General features: G+C 43.6%; 17 protein-coding genes. 2 read left to right on the top strand and 15 right to left on the bottom strand.

What is annotated here, in order from left to right:
• Positions 1-152: 152 nt before the first annotated feature.
• The 14 genes from NST99_RS12425 to NST99_RS12360 form a co-directional block, all read right to left on the bottom strand.
• Positions 153-638 (bottom strand): NAD(P)H-dependent oxidoreductase, encoded by a 486-nt coding sequence (locus tag NST99_RS12425; protein WP_341092012.1) that lies wholly within the window; start codon positions 636-638, stop codon positions 153-155.
• 175 nt (positions 639-813) lie between these two features.
• Positions 814-1,107, bottom strand: coding sequence for a helix-turn-helix domain-containing protein (locus tag NST99_RS12420; protein ID WP_341092010.1), 294 nt, complete (start codon positions 1,105-1,107; stop codon positions 814-816).
• Between the two features lie 109 nt (positions 1,108-1,216).
• Complete coding sequence (locus NST99_RS12415) at positions 1,217-1,573, bottom strand: cyclophilin-like fold protein (protein ID WP_341092008.1); 357 nt, start codon at positions 1,571-1,573, stop codon at positions 1,217-1,219.
• A 30-nt stretch (positions 1,574-1,603) separates the two neighbouring features.
• Positions 1,604-2,779 carry a MalY/PatB family protein gene (locus NST99_RS12410; protein WP_341092006.1) on the bottom strand — a complete coding sequence of 392 codons (1,176 nt, stop codon included), beginning with the start codon at positions 2,777-2,779 and terminating at the stop codon, positions 1,604-1,606.
• A gap of 14 nt (positions 2,780-2,793) precedes the next feature.
• A complete protein-coding gene (locus NST99_RS12405; RefSeq protein ID WP_341092003.1) occupies positions 2,794-3,537 on the bottom strand; it encodes an SDR family oxidoreductase in 744 nt (247 codons plus the stop codon).
• Between the two features lie 48 nt (positions 3,538-3,585).
• Positions 3,586-4,752, bottom strand: coding sequence for an MFS transporter (locus tag NST99_RS12400; RefSeq protein ID WP_341092000.1), 1,167 nt, complete (start codon positions 4,750-4,752; stop codon positions 3,586-3,588).
• A 70-nt stretch (positions 4,753-4,822) separates the two neighbouring features.
• Complete coding sequence (locus NST99_RS12395) at positions 4,823-5,227, bottom strand: MerR family transcriptional regulator (RefSeq protein WP_341091998.1); 405 nt, start codon at positions 5,225-5,227, stop codon at positions 4,823-4,825.
• Positions 5,228-5,371: 144 nt separating this feature from the next.
• Positions 5,372-6,796, bottom strand: a complete 1,425-nt coding sequence (locus NST99_RS12390; RefSeq protein ID WP_341091996.1) for a 6-phospho-beta-glucosidase — start codon at positions 6,794-6,796, stop codon at positions 5,372-5,374.
• 33 nt (positions 6,797-6,829) lie between these two features.
• Positions 6,830-8,131: a glucose PTS transporter subunit IIA gene (locus NST99_RS12385; protein ID WP_341091994.1), complete on the bottom strand. Its 1,302-nt coding sequence runs from the start codon at positions 8,129-8,131 to the stop codon at positions 6,830-6,832.
• On the bottom strand, positions 8,128-8,697 hold the full coding sequence (locus tag NST99_RS12380) for a PTS transporter subunit EIIB (protein WP_341091993.1): 570 nt from the start codon (positions 8,695-8,697) through the stop codon (positions 8,128-8,130). The genes NST99_RS12385 and NST99_RS12380 overlap by 4 nt, the downstream gene beginning before the upstream one ends.
• A 168-nt stretch (positions 8,698-8,865) precedes the next feature.
• Positions 8,866-9,747: a LysR family transcriptional regulator gene (locus NST99_RS12375; protein WP_341091991.1), complete on the bottom strand. Its 882-nt coding sequence runs from the start codon at positions 9,745-9,747 to the stop codon at positions 8,866-8,868.
• A 49-nt stretch (positions 9,748-9,796) separates the two neighbouring features.
• Positions 9,797-9,949, bottom strand: coding sequence for a cyclophilin-like fold protein (locus tag NST99_RS12370; protein WP_341091989.1), 153 nt, complete (start codon positions 9,947-9,949; stop codon positions 9,797-9,799).
• Positions 9,939-10,130 (bottom strand): hypothetical protein, encoded by a 192-nt coding sequence (locus tag NST99_RS12365; protein WP_341091988.1) that lies wholly within the window; start codon positions 10,128-10,130, stop codon positions 9,939-9,941. The genes NST99_RS12370 and NST99_RS12365 overlap by 11 nt, the downstream gene beginning before the upstream one ends.
• Positions 10,131-10,230: 100 nt before the next feature.
• Positions 10,231-11,079 (bottom strand): DUF3737 family protein, encoded by an 849-nt coding sequence (locus NST99_RS12360; RefSeq protein ID WP_341091987.1) that lies wholly within the window; start codon positions 11,077-11,079, stop codon positions 10,231-10,233.
• Positions 11,080-11,254: 175 nt separating this feature from the next.
• On the opposite strand from NST99_RS12360, the gene NST99_RS12355 reads away from it, so the two are divergent.
• Positions 11,255-11,575 carry a carboxymuconolactone decarboxylase family protein gene (locus NST99_RS12355; protein ID WP_074085122.1) on the top strand — a complete coding sequence of 107 codons (321 nt, stop codon included), beginning with the start codon at positions 11,255-11,257 and terminating at the stop codon, positions 11,573-11,575.
• Positions 11,576-11,595: 20 nt separating this feature from the next.
• On the top strand, positions 11,596-11,991 hold the full coding sequence (locus NST99_RS12350) for a cupin domain-containing protein (RefSeq protein ID WP_341091978.1): 396 nt from the start codon (positions 11,596-11,598) through the stop codon (positions 11,989-11,991).
• A 260-nt stretch (positions 11,992-12,251) separates the two neighbouring features.
• Here NST99_RS12350 and NST99_RS12345 read toward each other — a convergent pair whose 3' ends face one another.
• Positions 12,252-14,945, bottom strand: a complete 2,694-nt coding sequence (locus tag NST99_RS12345; protein WP_445744962.1) for an adenosylcobalamin-dependent ribonucleoside-diphosphate reductase — start codon at positions 14,943-14,945, stop codon at positions 12,252-12,254.
• Between the last annotated feature and the right edge of the window lie 164 nt (positions 14,946-15,109).

Below are 15,109 nucleotides of genomic sequence, written 5' to 3'. Positions count from 1 at the left end.
GTTAATGATATTCAGGGTAGCTTAATGACGTGTGCCAAGCGTATCTGGATTAAAGGCGTCACTTCTTCTCGTGCCGCTAGGGAAAGGCTTTCACGCCCTTCAATATTATGAATAACCTCCGCATAGTCCAACCTTCACTAGCAGTAATGTAATCAGCGTACGGCGAGCAATGCTGCTAGCTGCATAACTCCGTAGGCTGCGTAAGGCGCTAGAAAGCTAGTACCGATCATGTTGCTCGTTGCCTGAAGAGGCCGCAATAACTCAGCAAGAGTATATTTGAATGCGCCATTAGGTGTATAAGAATCTTCAGAAGCCCCCACGCTAACTGCTAGCAGCAAATCCTTGCCATGCAGCTTGTTGCCGGTGCTTCCATAGGCCCAGCCATAGGTAACAACGGCATCTTCCCATTTTTTAAGCAATGAAGGTGTGCTGTACCAATAGAAAGGAAATTGCAGAACGATGCGGTCATGCTGCACTAATAACTCTTGCTCGGCGTTAACGTCAATCTCCTCGTTGGGGTAAGCTTCATAAACACGATGCACAGTTACACCGGCTTGCTTGTCCATTTCTTCCGCCCAGCGGCGGTTAAGACGGGAGCTAGATAGGTTAGGATGGAATACGAGTACCAGTGTTTTCATTCAGAATCTCTCCTTATTTCTGTTGAGTAATCTCTTTGTTCTACTGCACGAGATAAGAATAACAAGAAAAATCATTAGTTTCTTTGCTCACAGGCTCATTCTGTTTGTTCATTTGGCTTACTTTTCACATAAAAAAACGTTCCACGGTAATTCCCGCGGAACGTTAACCCTTAACTTATAACTTCACTTCATTCTCCTGTGGCTTAAACTTCAATCTATACTCTGAAGGAGCGAGTTCAAACCGCAGCTTAAACACTTTGGAGAAATAGGCGATATTCTCGAAGCCGGTGGAGTAACAAATATCTGTAACGGAAATCGAAGTTTCCAGTAACATCTTCTCAGCCTTATCTAATCTCCGGTTGCGTATCCACTTCAAGGGAGATGTATGATACTGTAAGCTTCCTGTTTTATCTGGTGCATTGACCAGCTCTTGCGGTGCCTTAATTGTTTTGCTGATGCTAATGGACATGAGCAGTTCCGCCTTTTTTAGCTTTTACCTATAGAATAACAGGAAACAAGAAAAGAAACTTTGCTGCTTAGCTCAAATCATTTGTCTATATAGTCCAAAATACAAAAGCTTATTCATTGATTATCTCAAGTAGTGCTTCTATCGGTTTATTATAGCTAGCCAGTTTCTTGGCATTATACTCTATACTTCCCAGCTTAATAAGTCCCGAAGCATATCCGGAGCTTTTGTAAAATATCGCTAGGTTCCCCCAAGGGGCGTAATAAGCAAGGTCTCCTATTGAAGCAGCTGTCCCTGGCGGAGAACCCTCGGCGGATAGACGTGCTGGAAGATCACCGATCTTCTCAGTGCCCGCATAGTCCTGTAAGGTTAGCTTTAAAGGAAGCTGGGTGATAAATCCTTCCACTGCTTTGCTATCTATTAATGTGGCTATATATTCATCCTGCCCAATTGTCATTATTAATTTCATGTTAGTTCACTCCCTTCACCTATGGATTGACTACATACTTTTAAAAATCTCAATCCCCCGCTTCAAGCGCTGCAAGCCATCTTCCAGACGCGTTTTGGGGCAGGCGTAGTTTATTCTTATAAACCCTTGTCCATTCCCGCCAAAAATAGCTCCTTCTGAAATGTACAACCCGGTTTCTTTTCTTATACATTCGCATAAAGCCTTCGAATCATTAGTTACAGCTGTGCAATCAATCCACGCCAGGTAGGAAGCCTCTGAATGAATGACCTTAAGCTCTGGAAGCTCTGCTGCCATAAAATATTCCATCCATTGCTTATTGCCCATTAAATATTCCAGCAGTGCGTCAAGCCAAGGTTCTCCTTCTGTAAAAGCAGCAATGGCTCCTTCAATAGCAAAAGCACCCGGTTCAGCCACTTCATCAGTATTGATCCCACGATTTACAAGCGCCCGCAGCTCCGGATTCGGTACGATAATAGATGACGTTTGGAGTCCTGCCAGGTTAAATGTTTTGGTTGGAGCCACGCACGTGATACTATTCTGGGCTATCTCTTCAGATACCGAAGCAAAGGGAGTGTAGCGGTAGCTTGGATGCGTTAGATCACAATGAATTTCATCCGAAAGGATCAGCACATGATGTCTAATACAAAGGTTGCCGATGGACTCAAGTGTTTGTTTGTCCCACACCTTGCCTATTGGATTATGCGGATTGCAGAAAATCAGGAGTGTTGTTTCGGGATCGGCCAACTTCTCTTCCAGATCGTTGAAGTCGATGGAATACCTTTGATCCTTATAGACCAGCTCGCTCGTAAGAACCTTTCGCTGATTATTCACGATCGAGTTATAAAAGATATTATAGACTGGAGCCAGCAACAATACTTTCTCATTCACTTTGGTCATTTTACGCACAATGGTGGAAATTGCCGGGACGACACCAGTACAGAACATAATCCATTCCTGTTGTATTTGAAATTGATGCCTCCTACTCCACCATCCTGCAACTGCATTGTAGTACGCATCAGGAACCATCGTGTAGCCAAAGATCTTATGGTCTAATCTCTTCTGCAGAGCTTCGACAATTGCCGGAGACGTCTCGAAATCCATATCTGCCACCCATAGCGCAAGCTCGTCCGTATGAACATCCCATTTATAAGAGTTCGTACCCAAACGGTTGGTCATTTTATCAAAATTAAACACGGAATGTTTCACCTGCTACCTCCGAATTAAACGAGTTGCTTCGTTGGACGAATTAAAATTTCACTTACAGCAACCGTTTCAGGTGTACTAATGACATAGGCTACTGCGTCAGCAATATCGCTTGGACTCAAACCCACACCTGCAATTTTTGCGTTATTTTTCAGCCATTCTCGGTTTTCAGCGTCATTGACCGTTGTGTACAGCTCAGTATCCACTAATCCTGGAGAAATAATTGTGCTGCGGAGATTGTTCTCACGTTCTTCCTGACGCAATCCCTCCATGATAGCACGGACAGCAAATTTGGTTCCGCAGTATACAGCAGAACCGGGATATACAACATGTCCTGCCACAGAGTCCGTTGCAATAATGTGCCCGGATTGCTGTTTTTTCATGATAGGCAAAACTGCAGCAATCCCATTCAGAACCCCCATAATGTTGATATCAAGCATTTGACGCCATTCATCGAAACGGGTTGCTGACAGCGGTGCTGTCGGCATAACTCCAGCATTATTGTATAGAACGTCTACACGGCCATACTTCTTAACTGCTAAATCAATAACCGCTTGAACTTCTTCTTGTTTGGTTACGTCCGCAACGGCATAAGAAATTTCAGCATTAGGCAGGGATTCAACAAGAGATTTCAGGCGATCTTCACGTCTAGCCGCAATCACTAATTTTGCGCCTTCCCCAGCAAGCTTCTTCGTTGTGGCTTCACCAATCCCGCTTGATGCCCCCATGATAATGACAACTTTCCCTTTAATATTAGTCATGTTAATTCCTCCTCAGTTATTGATACAGGCCAAGTTTACAACTTCAAGTTAACTTGAAGTCAAACTTCTTTTTTGATTTACGTAAACTACACTAAAACCAGTTATGGCAATCAATAAGAGTATCATTGCATTAGTGAAAACCAATGATTGTATACTTGGAGCATGAAATAGCTGTCTGACCAATGTCCCTTCATAAGGTGAAAGGGTGGCTCCTAAGTTATAAGCGACCAATACGATCGTAGTGCCCAATTTTGCCATATTCGCAATTTGCTGCGTAAATGTATGCAGTAAGTAAGGCATAATACACCGAAATGAAAAACCGATAACCATCGAACAAAATGTAGTCAGAACAATACTCTGTGAGATCGTCGTCATAAACATGGACACTCCCAGAAAAAGGATGGCCAAAGGAACAATATAGTGTCTGAGCAATTTATATAATTTCCCAAAAGAAAAGCCGGCAATAAAGGCTCCTAAACCTATAAAAGCAATCATATTGCTGCCGTTCGTCGCGTTCCCAATATTCTTCTCCATTATCAAAGGAGTAATCTGAATATTGTAGTTGATAAATAGAGTAACAATTACAAACAATAAAATGCCAAAGCCAATTATCACTCGTAAGGGCCTTTTATTACTTGGATGGTCTGAGGTCAGTGTTAGTTGTTCCGCCCCGCCTTTGTCTATCTCCCTTTTATCTTCCGGAACAAAGAAAAGGAAAGCAACAAAAACGGGAAGTGCCAATGCATAAACATAAAATGATGTATACCAGTTAATTTTTAATAATTGACCCACGATTAGCGTCAGACAGATACCTCCTAATCCCTCAAAGGCACTCTCAATTCCAATTAAAGATGCCTGTTTCCCAGGATTATTTTGGTATATATCGTTGATCATCTGAATGATTAAGCGGTTAAATAAGCCAATACCCAGACCAAACAAACAGCGGGAAACGAATAACAATGAAAAAACATCGTGCTTCATTGCCGGGAATGTCCCTGAAATGAATACGAATCCTAATCCTGTTAAAATGGTTCTCTTCTTTCCGATCCGCAGTTCCAGCCGATTCCCGATTAGAACACCAAAAATAACAAACAGGGAAGGTATTGTAGTCAGTAACCCTACCTGTGTCAGAGAAATAGCAGGAAAATCTTTCGCTATCGACGGAATATTAGCGGCGATTATTGGTCCTGAAGATATTAATAACGCTACTGACAATAAGGAGTACGTCTTTAGTTTTTCCTTTGGTTTAATATGAATCCCACTCCTTTAGCTACCGAATTCTGATTTAGTCATGCTTCGCTTCTATTACGAGTGTGCCTTTGAGCTTCCCCTCTCGTTCAAGCAATTTTCCGTCGTAGTCCTTAATTTTCACGGCCAATCTGCTGATAGATTCGTCAAGTTCTTTCCGTTTCTGTATCAGCTTCTCCCTCTCATCGACCAAAATCTGTTTGCGTGCTTCTAAAGAGTGATCACCGCTAGCGAATAATGACGTATATTCAATTAATGCCTCTATCGTCAAACCTGAATCCCGCATACATTTTATAAAATCAATCCATTTGATATCTTCCTCGTTGTAATCACGCACACCGCTTTCTTTCCGGTTAACCGGCGGAAACAAACCAATGCTCTCGTAGTATCTTAATGTGGCTGCCGAAAGATCAAACAGCTTAGCAACCTGGGTAATATTCATACCTTCACCTCAATATCAATTTTTGTTCTAACTTATCACTTAAAGTTAACTTTAAGTCAAGTGAAGCTGGTCTATTCATTTATAAAGCAATAACGCACCGAGTCCATGACTCAATGCGTTATTACGTCTTCATTCATTAGCAGACTACAGCTCTATACCATTGCTGTGAATTACTTTTTTGTACCACCCAAAAGATTTTTTCTTTCTGCGCTCCAATGTGCCATTTCCAGCGTCATCTTTATCCACATAAACGAAGCCGTATCTTTTGCTCATTTCTCCGGAACTGGAGCTTACCAGATCTATACAGCCCCAAGTCGTATATCCTAGCAAGTCGACTCCATCCTCTTCCACTGCCGTTATGAACGCTTTGATATGTTCCCGCAGGTACCCGATTCTGTAATCATCTGCGATATATCCCGTTTCATCAGGTGTATCCAGCGCTCCCAATCCATTTTCTACAATGAATAACGGCTTTTGATAGCGGTCATATAATGCATTTAATGTAATTCTTAGCCCCAGCGGATCAATCTGCCATCCCCATTCACTTGTCGTTAGATGTGGATTGCGCAGGGTCGGAAACAGATTTGCGGCGGTTTGCGTATTTACCTCAGGGTCCGCACTGGTTAACCGTGAGCCATAGTAACTGAACGAAATAAAGTCAACGGTATTATTTCTTAAGCATTCCTCATCTCCGTCTTCCATCTCCAAGTGAATATCCATTCGTTCAAGCATTTTCTTGGCATAGCTTGGGTATTCTCCACGGGACTGTACATCAACGAAGAAGTAGTGTTCCCGGTCTCTTGTCATTGCTTTCCAAACGTCATCTGGTGCACATGTATACGGATACGTGCTTGCACCCGCCAGCATACAGCCTATCTTAAATTCCGGATTGATTCTGCGCGCAATTTCAGTTGCTTTCGCACTTGCGACCAGTTGATGATGTGCTGCCTGATATTTTACTGCATCTTCATTTTCACCCTCTTCAAATACCAGGCCAGAGCTTCCAAAGGGCAAATGCAATAACATATTGATTTCGTTAAAGGTTAACCAATACTTCACTTTATCTTTGTAACGGGTGAAGATGGTTTCACATAGTCTCTCATAATATTCGACCATTTTGCGGCTTCTCCATGAGCCGATTGTTTTCACCAGATGGATAGGGACATCAAAGTGAGTAATCGTTACTAAGGGCTCAATGCCATATTTTAAACATTCATCAAAGACATGTTCGTAGAATTTCAATCCCTCTTCATTCGGAAGCTTGTCATCTCCATTAGGGTAGATCCGCGTCCATGCCAAGGATAAACGGAAGCACTTAAAACCCATTTCCGCTAATAATGCGATATCTTCTTTATAGCGATGATAGAAATCAATAGCTTCATGACTTGGATAAAAATGTTCTTCGTCACACTCCAGCATGCTGACCTTGCCTTTCATAACAGGAACCCGATCCTTCCCCGCTGGAATGACATCGACCGTTGACAGCCCTTTATTACCTTCTGCGGATCCATCTTCACATTGGTTTGCAGCAACCGCTCCACCCCAGAGAAAATCTTTTCTTAAGGTCATCTAAAATACACTCCTAAGATTGAGTATTGTTATTTATGCTTTTACTAGCAGCAGCGCATTGTTGAAATCTATATAATCATGAATACTCACTGATACTACATCTGAATAATTATAGGTATTGGTTACAATAACAGGAGTTTGAGTAATATACCCCTCTTGTTTAATTTTCTCCAGATCAAAGGTCAACAAGGTCTGTCCTTTAGCGATTCTTTGGCCTTCCACAACATGGGCTTCGAAATATTTCCCATTTAGTTTAACGGTGTTAAGGCCAACATGAATGAGGATTTCTACACCGTCATCGGATAATAAGCCCATGGCATGCTTTTTAGGAAACAGTGAAACGATAACCCCAGCAAAAGGAGCCACCACTTTCCCCTCACTTGGTTCTATAGCAATTCCCTTCCCCATGGCTTCTGAAGCAAAGGCAGCATCCTGTACATCTTGTAATGGAATGATTGCCCCTTTAATTGGGCTCATAATCACAGAGTCTTTAATCGTAATCGTTTCTTCATCACTAACAATCGTTTCTTGAGTGGTCAATTCTTTTTCATATTTCAAACTTAAGAGGTAGGTAATAACCGCAGTTACAACAGCCGTAATTACTAATGCAATCAAAATATTATATAGATTCCAGATATTCTCTCCGATGTAAAGTGGAATTGCTGGAATTCCTGAAGCTCCTGTCGCATAACGAGAGACATTCAATAGTCCTGCGTATAGTCCTCCACTGGCAGCACCAATCATAGCAGCAACGAGAGGATATTTTTTAGGCAAGTTCACGCCATACAAGACGGGTTCCGTAATCCCCATAAAAGCTGTTATCCCGCTGGAAGTTGAAATTTGCTTTAACGCCTTATCCTTTGTTCTCATCCCTACCACTAGTGCAGCAACACCTTGGGAAATACAATTTATCATCGCTCCAGGGCCGATAATGTTCTCGTAACCCAGTGTGGTGATTTGAGCCAACGATAAGGGAACGATATTATGGTGTAATCCAAACATAACCAGTATGGGCCAAAAGGTTGCGATAACGAATATAATCATCCAAGATCCGTGTGACCCAAGGAAATCAAATCCCATAGCTAAATACGTTCCGAAAAATGACCCTAGAGGTCCTAATACCGTTAAGCTAAGGAGCCCGACTACCAAAATCGTAAACATCGGAACAAAAATAACTTTGACTGCGTTTGGAATGATTCTTTTGAATATCGCTTCAATGTAAGATTGTGCCCAAACAGTTAAGAGGATTGGAACGACAGAAGAGCTGTAAGCAACCAGGGTCAAGGGGATACCGAAGACGCTAACGTCATTCCCGTCTGTCCGCAATTGGGTCAAGTTTGGATGGAGTAAAAACCCGCCAGTACTAAAGCCAAGACAGGACTGCACTTTAACTTATTAGCAGCAGAGTACGCCAATAGAAACGGCAGGAAGTAGAAAATGGCATCCGACATAAAACTTAATACATAATAGGTCTGGGACTCCTTTGAAATCCAACCAAATAAAATAAGTAGAGCGAGCAGCGCTTTTATCATACCTGCGCCAGCAATAGCTGGAACGATCGGACTAAATGTACCGGAAACGAAATCGATTAATTTGCCGATGAACCCTACCTTTCTCTCTTTAGCTAGTTCACGACCTGAACCTTCTACGGATTTCAGATGCTTAATAGCCTCCGTGTAAACGTCTTCAACATGAGTACCAATAACTACCTGAAATTGTCCGCCGCTCTCGATAACATCAAGAACGCCGTCCAATGCTTTCACGGCTGGTTGATCTGCCTTATTATTATCATTCAGCGCAAATCTGAGTCTGGTCATGCAATGAGTTAATGTAGATACATTTTCACTGCCTCCGACTTTCTCTACAATTTCTCGAGCTAATTCCTCATACTTCTGGCTCATGCAATTATGCCCCCTCTTAATAAATGCTGCATAATATGAACGAATACGGAAGCGCTTTACAAACATAAAAAGCTATTTATAAGCGATAAGTAAAGGCTTCATTCACATTACACCTTTAAAATATCACTATATAAACAGCTATAGCCAATGCCTATATTTCATTCTTCATTATGCCTGCAAGGCATGCTTGATATATTGTAAAAACCTGGTCGCAGTCTGACTGAAAATTTTGTGTTTTTTCCAGACAATCACACATCCGAATTGAAGTACAGGATAGAAGGGCCTAAAGCATAAATGATCAGAATGCTTCATTGCGAAAGCACCCTCAATGCAAATTGCCGTGCCCATTCCCTGCTCCACGAGATTAACCACATTGGATATTAAGTTATAGGTAGCTACAAAGCGCAATTGTGAGTGCTCATCGGCAAACCAACTGGCAATTTCATTTTGTAATACTGATCGGCTGGGTATTAGCAAGGGTACTCCGGCCAGGTCTTTGGAAGTAACATATTCCTTCTGTGCCAGCGTTGACGAGGTTTTGGTAAGAATTCCCCAGCGTTCCTTTTGCGGCAGTCTGATAAAATCATATTTTTCAATATGAATAGGCTCCAACAATATGCCAATCTCAAGTAAGCCCTTATCTATTTTTTCCTTTATATCATCGCCTGTCCCGCTGAAAATATGATAGGTGACCTGTGGATATTCAACATTAAACGCTTTTAATAACTCGAAAATAACATTTGATGTTAATGATTCAACACTTCCAATGGATATTGTTCCTCCAACCAGATTGCTCTGATCTTTAAACTCTTTCTCTGTTTTATCCGCAAGGGTAAGGATTTCTTCTGCTCTTTGACGCAAAAGCATCCCCGCATCGGTTAGTGTTATCTTACTTTTTCCACGTGTGAACAATTGAGTTCCTAAGTCTTTTTCAAGATCGGCCAGCTGTCTGCTTAACGTAGGCTGTGTAACATGCAGGATAGTAGCCGCATGTGTAATATTTTCAACACGGGCAACTGTTAGAAAATACCGAAGTACTCTTAATTCCATGGTTCCTCCTGATTGCATTTATTTTAAAATTTCAATGGTTACGGTGAAGTCACCATTCATGCCTGTGAATGCCTCCATTCCATGGAGCATATAAGGTCAGATCACCTACTGAAGGATCGAAGCCATCCGGCGCTTCCTCCGTCGTAAGAGTATTCGGGAGGTAACTGATTTTTTCTGTTCTGTTGTAATCGTCAAAGGTCAATTAGCGAGGGCATGTCAAAACTCATTAATAACGGATCGACCATATCGCATGTTCCATGGCTATTTATAAATAATCCTGAATTCCCTAACCAGCGAATGATTGTATTTTCCGTTTTCTCAAAAGCTTCTTTTCCAAATGGTTGTGTTTTTGGAGCTGCAGCTTGAGTTTTATTTTCTTTCAAGTACATCCACCTGCCTTTCTTATTTTCCGAAATAGAGCAAGCAATCGCTTTGTATTTATAAAGAATATCAGAAACATAAAAATCTGCTTTGTTGAGAAGCTCATTTCATTTGATCATTCAGCTCATATATAATATTTGAAGCAGCAATTCCTTCATCGTCCAGTATTATTTCTCCAATTCCATTCGCTTTAATGATTCCGGAGATTGGATTTTTGACACTGTCAATCATTGTAGTTGTTGTCACATTAATAGTGGAATATTCAAAGGCCAAATCCGTATTGATTATGCTCCCATCTACAATTACCACGTTCTCCATGTAACACATTCCCTGATTACTCTCAATAGTGCAGTTAATAAACGTAATATTTTTAGAATTCCATCCTAAATATTCTCCGGTGATTAACGAATCATATACGGTGACATTTTCACAGTTCCAGAATGCGTCTTTTGAGAGTAGCCGCGAATTACGGATTTCTATGTTTTTCGCACCATCGAAAACATAGTTTCCGGTCAAAGTTAAATCATCCACTCTGATATTTTCACTGTTCATCCCAAAATAATCTCCTCTTGCAGTTACATGTAACAATTCAATATCCTTGCAGTTCCATAGCGTCTCCTCTGCATTAGGCATATCCACATGATTCAGACGGATATCACTTGCCCTGCGAAATGTCTTGGGTGCTTCAATGACACTGTCATTCATATAAATATGATGACTGTACCAGATTCCTGAGCGTGCCATTTCCTGAAGAGTTGTTCTCTTTAAGCTAATGTTCTGGGAATACCATAGCGGATACTTCCATTTAAAAAAACTGTTGTGGATAGTAATATCTTCACTTTCCTTCAGCGGTGATTCACCTTCCGCAAAAGTAGAGTTTTTAATCAAAAGATTCTTGCTCTTAAATAGTGCGCGTTCTCCTGTTAGCTTTTGTTGATCAATAGTTTGCATTGCTAATCCCCCTGTCTCAGATCAGCTTACAACTTAAAGTTAACTTGAAGTCAAATATTTTCGCCACGAATAGATAGATAATTATTGATCCTTACTTGCGTTAAAGTCCACTTGAAGGTATACACTAATACACTAGATGATGTTGCAGTTAATACATGAATGGAGGATGGTAACAATGGCAGAGAAACAAACTGCAGGAAGAGACAAGCTGGGAGAATTTGCACCTAAATTTGCTGAACTGAACGATGATGTATTGTTTGGTGAGGTTTGGTCAAGGGAGGAAGAACTTTCTCCCCGCGATCGCAGCATGATTACAGTAGCAGCTCTAATCTCAGGAGGAAACTTTGAACAGTTAACTCCACATCTTCATAAAGCGAAAGCAAATGGAATCACCCAAGAAGAAATTGCAGAGATCATTACACACCTTTCGTTCTATGCCGGTTGGCCCAAAGCTTGGTCCGCTTTTAATATCGCTAAGGAAATCTATAAAGAATAAAAATAGAGAGGATGTCCATGATGTCAAATGAACAATTAGAGAGCAGCACCATTTTTCCATTAGGAAAAAAAGTTGAAGCTAATTTTATCGGCGATGCTTATTTACAAATGGTCTTTACTGATCCAACTCCTTTAAATGCCCCGATCGGAAACGTGACCTTTGCCCCTGGCGCCCGTAATAACTGGCATTCACATAAATTTGGGCAGGTTTTATTAGTTACAGGTGGTGAGGGTTGGTATCAGGAAAAAGGAAAACCTGCAAAGTTACTTAAAACTGGTGACGTAATTAATATTGCACCAAATGTGAAGCATTGGCATGGTGCTACCCAAGACAGCTGGTTTGTACATCTGGCTATTACACCAGGCGAAACCGAATGGTTAGAGCCTGTCGATGACGTTTGGTATGGTAGTTTATAAACATTATTTATCACATTATAAAAGTCCCGATATAGGAAATTCCTAATCGGGACTTTTATTGTGTTCATTTAAAAATCAAATCCACTAATTTCAATGCGTTTAAATGCATAAAAATACCTGCTTGAATATTTATGCATTATATTGAATATATTAATGGATTATCGTCTTTCATGATCCACTTTTATCATCATTTGTGGTCGTTTTTGCCGCTTTGGTGATCCCTCACAACAATCGTTCTAGGTTTCTTGTAATCCTACTTCTTACCCACACCGGCTATATCCGCAGTTGCTGCAGGTCTTACAGCCTTCGATGTTAACCAGCGAGGCGCTGCCGCAGGATGGGCAGAGGTCGCGGGAGGCCGCCCCATGGCTGTGTGCGGCATGGCCGCCGTGGCCGTAGTCCGCTACTGCCGCAGACGGTACGCTCGCTTTCAACTCAGCGTTCAGCGCTTCGTTGAAATCCTCCAGCTCCAGCGTTGCCGCGATCGGAGCGGGGACATGGTCGTCATGTGCGTTGTTCAGCACATGCGTTTCCAGTGCCTTCGCTACCGCGTCGGCGATGGACTCGACGCGGTTCGCGCCGAAGCCGATGGCACCGGAGCCGCCGATGCCCTTGAGATGCTTGATCAGCAGCTCGACCTTCTCGCCGTGGTCGCCGTAACGGAGGAACAGCGAGCAGACACGGCCCAATGCTTCCGCCATGGCGAAGACGTCGGAGCCCGCTTTGCCGACATTCAGGAAGATTTCTGCCGGAATGCCATCCAGGTCGTTGATGGTGATATACGCCATGCCGAATGGCGTGTTGATCTTATAGGTTGCGCCGCGCAGCACCTGCGGGCGTTTCTTGTATTGCTTGTCAACAACATTGGCATTGGCCTGTGGCGCAGGGCTCGCTGCCACAACTGCGCTGGCCGGTGCAGCTTCTACTGCTTCCGGTGCAGCCGTTTCCGCTGCCGGAGCCTCTTTCTTGTCTTCCTTCTTCGTGGTTTCCAGCACTTGCACATCGCGGCTGCCGTCGCGGTAGATAGTTACACCTTTGCAGCCCAGATCGAAGGCCATTTCGTACAGCTCGGCAGTTTCTTCAACAGTGAAGTCTGACGGGCAGTTGGCGGTCTTGGAGATCGAGCTGTCCACCCAGCGCTGAATGGCAGCCTGCGCACGGATGTGATCCTTGGCCGACAAATCCATCGAAGTTACGAAATAATCAGGCAGCTCTTCACCCGGATGGGCTTCCAGCCATTCCTGTGCGATCGGCACGAACTGCTCGTCGTAGCCGAGACGGCTTTGACGGAAATATTTGAAGGCAAAATAAGGCTCAATACCAGTCGAAGTTCCTACCATTGTACCGGTGCTGCCTGTGGGCGCCTGAGTAATCACGGTAACGTTGCGCATGCCGTGCTTGCGGATGGATTCACCCACCTCCGGATAAACTTCGGTGATGTTTTTCATAAATCCGCTCTGCAGATATTTGTCGGATTCGAACGCCTGGAACGAACCCTTCTCGCCGGCAATTTCTGCTGAGGCCAGATACGCTTCGCGGGCCATAAAGCCGTACAGCTTGTCCAGAAACTCCAGCGATTCAGGACTGCCATAACGGATGTTGAGTTTAATCATCAGCTCAGCCAGACCCATGGTTCCAAGGCCTACGCGGCGTTCCAGCTTCTGGTTGGCTTCATTTTCCGGGAAATGATACGGCGTCTTGTCAATGACATTGTCCAGGAAGCGAACAGAATAACGGGTAGTCGTCGCCAGATCGGCCCAGTCCACATCATGATTCTCCGCGTCGTAGAACTTCGAAAGATTGACAGCGGACAGGTTGCAGACGCCCCAGCCCGGAAGTCCTTGCTCACCGCACGGATTGGTGCAGATAATCGGATTAAAGTACCAGCTGTTGGACATTTGGTTGTAGTATTCCATGAATACGACGCCCGGCTCTGCCGATTTCCAGGCTGATTCAATAATCGTATGCCACACATCCCGTGCTTTAACTGTACGGTAAGGAATGACCCGGCGGCCGTCCGCTTTCCATTTATCAAGGTCTCCGTCCCAAATCGTATCATAATCAGGGTCAGTCGTATCCGGGAATACGAGCTCCCAGTCGAGATCCTCTTTAACAGCTTTCATAAAAGCGTTGCTGACGCATACTGAAAGGTTGGCATTGGTCACTTGACCCATAGTCTGCTTCACAGTAATGAAATCAACCACATCCGGGTGCCAGTCATTGATCATCAGCATCAGCGCGCCACGGCGGCTGCCGCCCTGCTCAATCAGCCCGGTCGTATAGCTGAACAGCCCGCCCCAGGAGACAGAGCCGCTGGATGATCCGTTCACGCCTCTAACGATGGCACGGCGGGGACGCAGCGAAGACAGGTTAATCCCCACGCCGCCGCCGCGGGCCATAATCTCGGTCATTTCCGACAGTGTCTGCATAATTCCGCCGCGGCTGTCTTTAGGCGAAGGTACTACATAACAGTTGAACAGCGTCAGCTCTTCACTGGCACCGGCGCCTGCGGCGATCCGGCCGCCCGGTACAAGCTTCCAATCATCGAGAATGGAGCGGAACTTGCCTGTCCATTCTTCCTGAAGCTCAGGCGTTTTCTCTACCGAAGCCATGGCGGCTGCGAGCCGGTCCCACATTTCCTCCGGAGTTTTCTCTATATTAAGCGTAAGCTTTTCTACGTCCGATTTCACCAGTTCACCACTGCGTGTCTTCACTGTAACAATCCGTCCGCTGCGCTCTACAATTTCGCCAACTTCCTTGGTAGGGAATTTGGGATCGTCTTTGGTCAGGACGAGAACAACATCGCCTACCTTGGCATTATTGCTGTCCGCATCCTTCCACGCATAGCGGTCCAAAAATATTTTCTCGCTAAGGCCCTCAAGGCGCTGCTTACGTTTCACTGTACTCAATAGAAAAACCTCCCGGATGTATGATATGTAAATCTTCCGTTCCATGATGTGGGCTTACGTTTTGTGACCCACAACAAAAACTTCCAGCTGCCCTGCTGCAAAGGAAGTTCCTCTTGTCAATAACAAATTACCGTCAAATGCTCTGATAAATCAATATTTCAAGCATTTGTAACAATATATTGTGTGCGTCAGCTTTTAAACTATACCAC

The sequence above is a fragment of the Paenibacillus sp. FSL L8-0470 genome, assembly GCF_038008625.1.
In the GTDB taxonomy this organism is placed as follows: domain Bacteria; phylum Bacillota; class Bacilli; order Paenibacillales; family Paenibacillaceae; genus Paenibacillus_AQ.
Note: the sequence above shows the minus strand (reverse complement) of the source record. Positions and strands in the feature narration are given on the sequence as shown.

What these genes read in the sequence shown, in the direction of transcription:
- NST99_RS12425 (WP_341092012.1), bottom strand. Translation starts at nt 638, where the DNA reads ATGAAAACACTGGTACTCGTATTCCATCCTAACCTATCTAGCTCCCGT.
- NST99_RS12420 (WP_341092010.1), bottom strand. Translation starts at nt 1,107, where the DNA reads ATGTCCATTAGCATCAGCAAAACAATTAAGGCACCGCAAGAGCTGGTC.
- NST99_RS12415 (WP_341092008.1), bottom strand. Translation starts at nt 1,573, where the DNA reads ATGAAATTAATAATGACAATTGGGCAGGATGAATATATAGCCACATTA.
- NST99_RS12405 (WP_341092003.1), bottom strand. Translation starts at nt 3,537, where the DNA reads ATGACTAATATTAAAGGGAAAGTTGTCATTATCATGGGGGCATCAAGC.
- NST99_RS12395 (WP_341091998.1), bottom strand. Translation starts at nt 5,227, where the DNA reads ATGAATATTACCCAGGTTGCTAAGCTGTTTGATCTTTCGGCAGCCACA.
- NST99_RS12390 (WP_341091996.1), bottom strand. Translation starts at nt 6,796, where the DNA reads ATGACCTTAAGAAAAGATTTTCTCTGGGGTGGAGCGGTTGCTGCAAAC.
- NST99_RS12380 (WP_341091993.1), bottom strand. Translation starts at nt 8,697, where the DNA reads ATGAGCCAGAAGTATGAGGAATTAGCTCGAGAAATTGTAGAGAAAGTC.
- NST99_RS12375 (WP_341091991.1), bottom strand. Translation starts at nt 9,747, where the DNA reads ATGGAATTAAGAGTACTTCGGTATTTTCTAACAGTTGCCCGTGTTGAA.
- NST99_RS12360 (WP_341091987.1), bottom strand. Translation starts at nt 11,079, where the DNA reads ATGCAAACTATTGATCAACAAAAGCTAACAGGAGAACGCGCACTATTT.
- NST99_RS12355 (WP_074085122.1), top strand. Translation starts at nt 11,255, where the DNA reads ATGGCAGAGAAACAAACTGCAGGAAGAGACAAGCTGGGAGAATTTGCA.
- NST99_RS12350 (WP_341091978.1), top strand. Translation starts at nt 11,596, where the DNA reads ATGTCAAATGAACAATTAGAGAGCAGCACCATTTTTCCATTAGGAAAA.
- NST99_RS12345 (WP_445744962.1), bottom strand. Translation starts at nt 14,945, where the DNA reads ATGGAACGGAAGATTTACATATCATACATCCGGGAGGTTTTTCTATTG.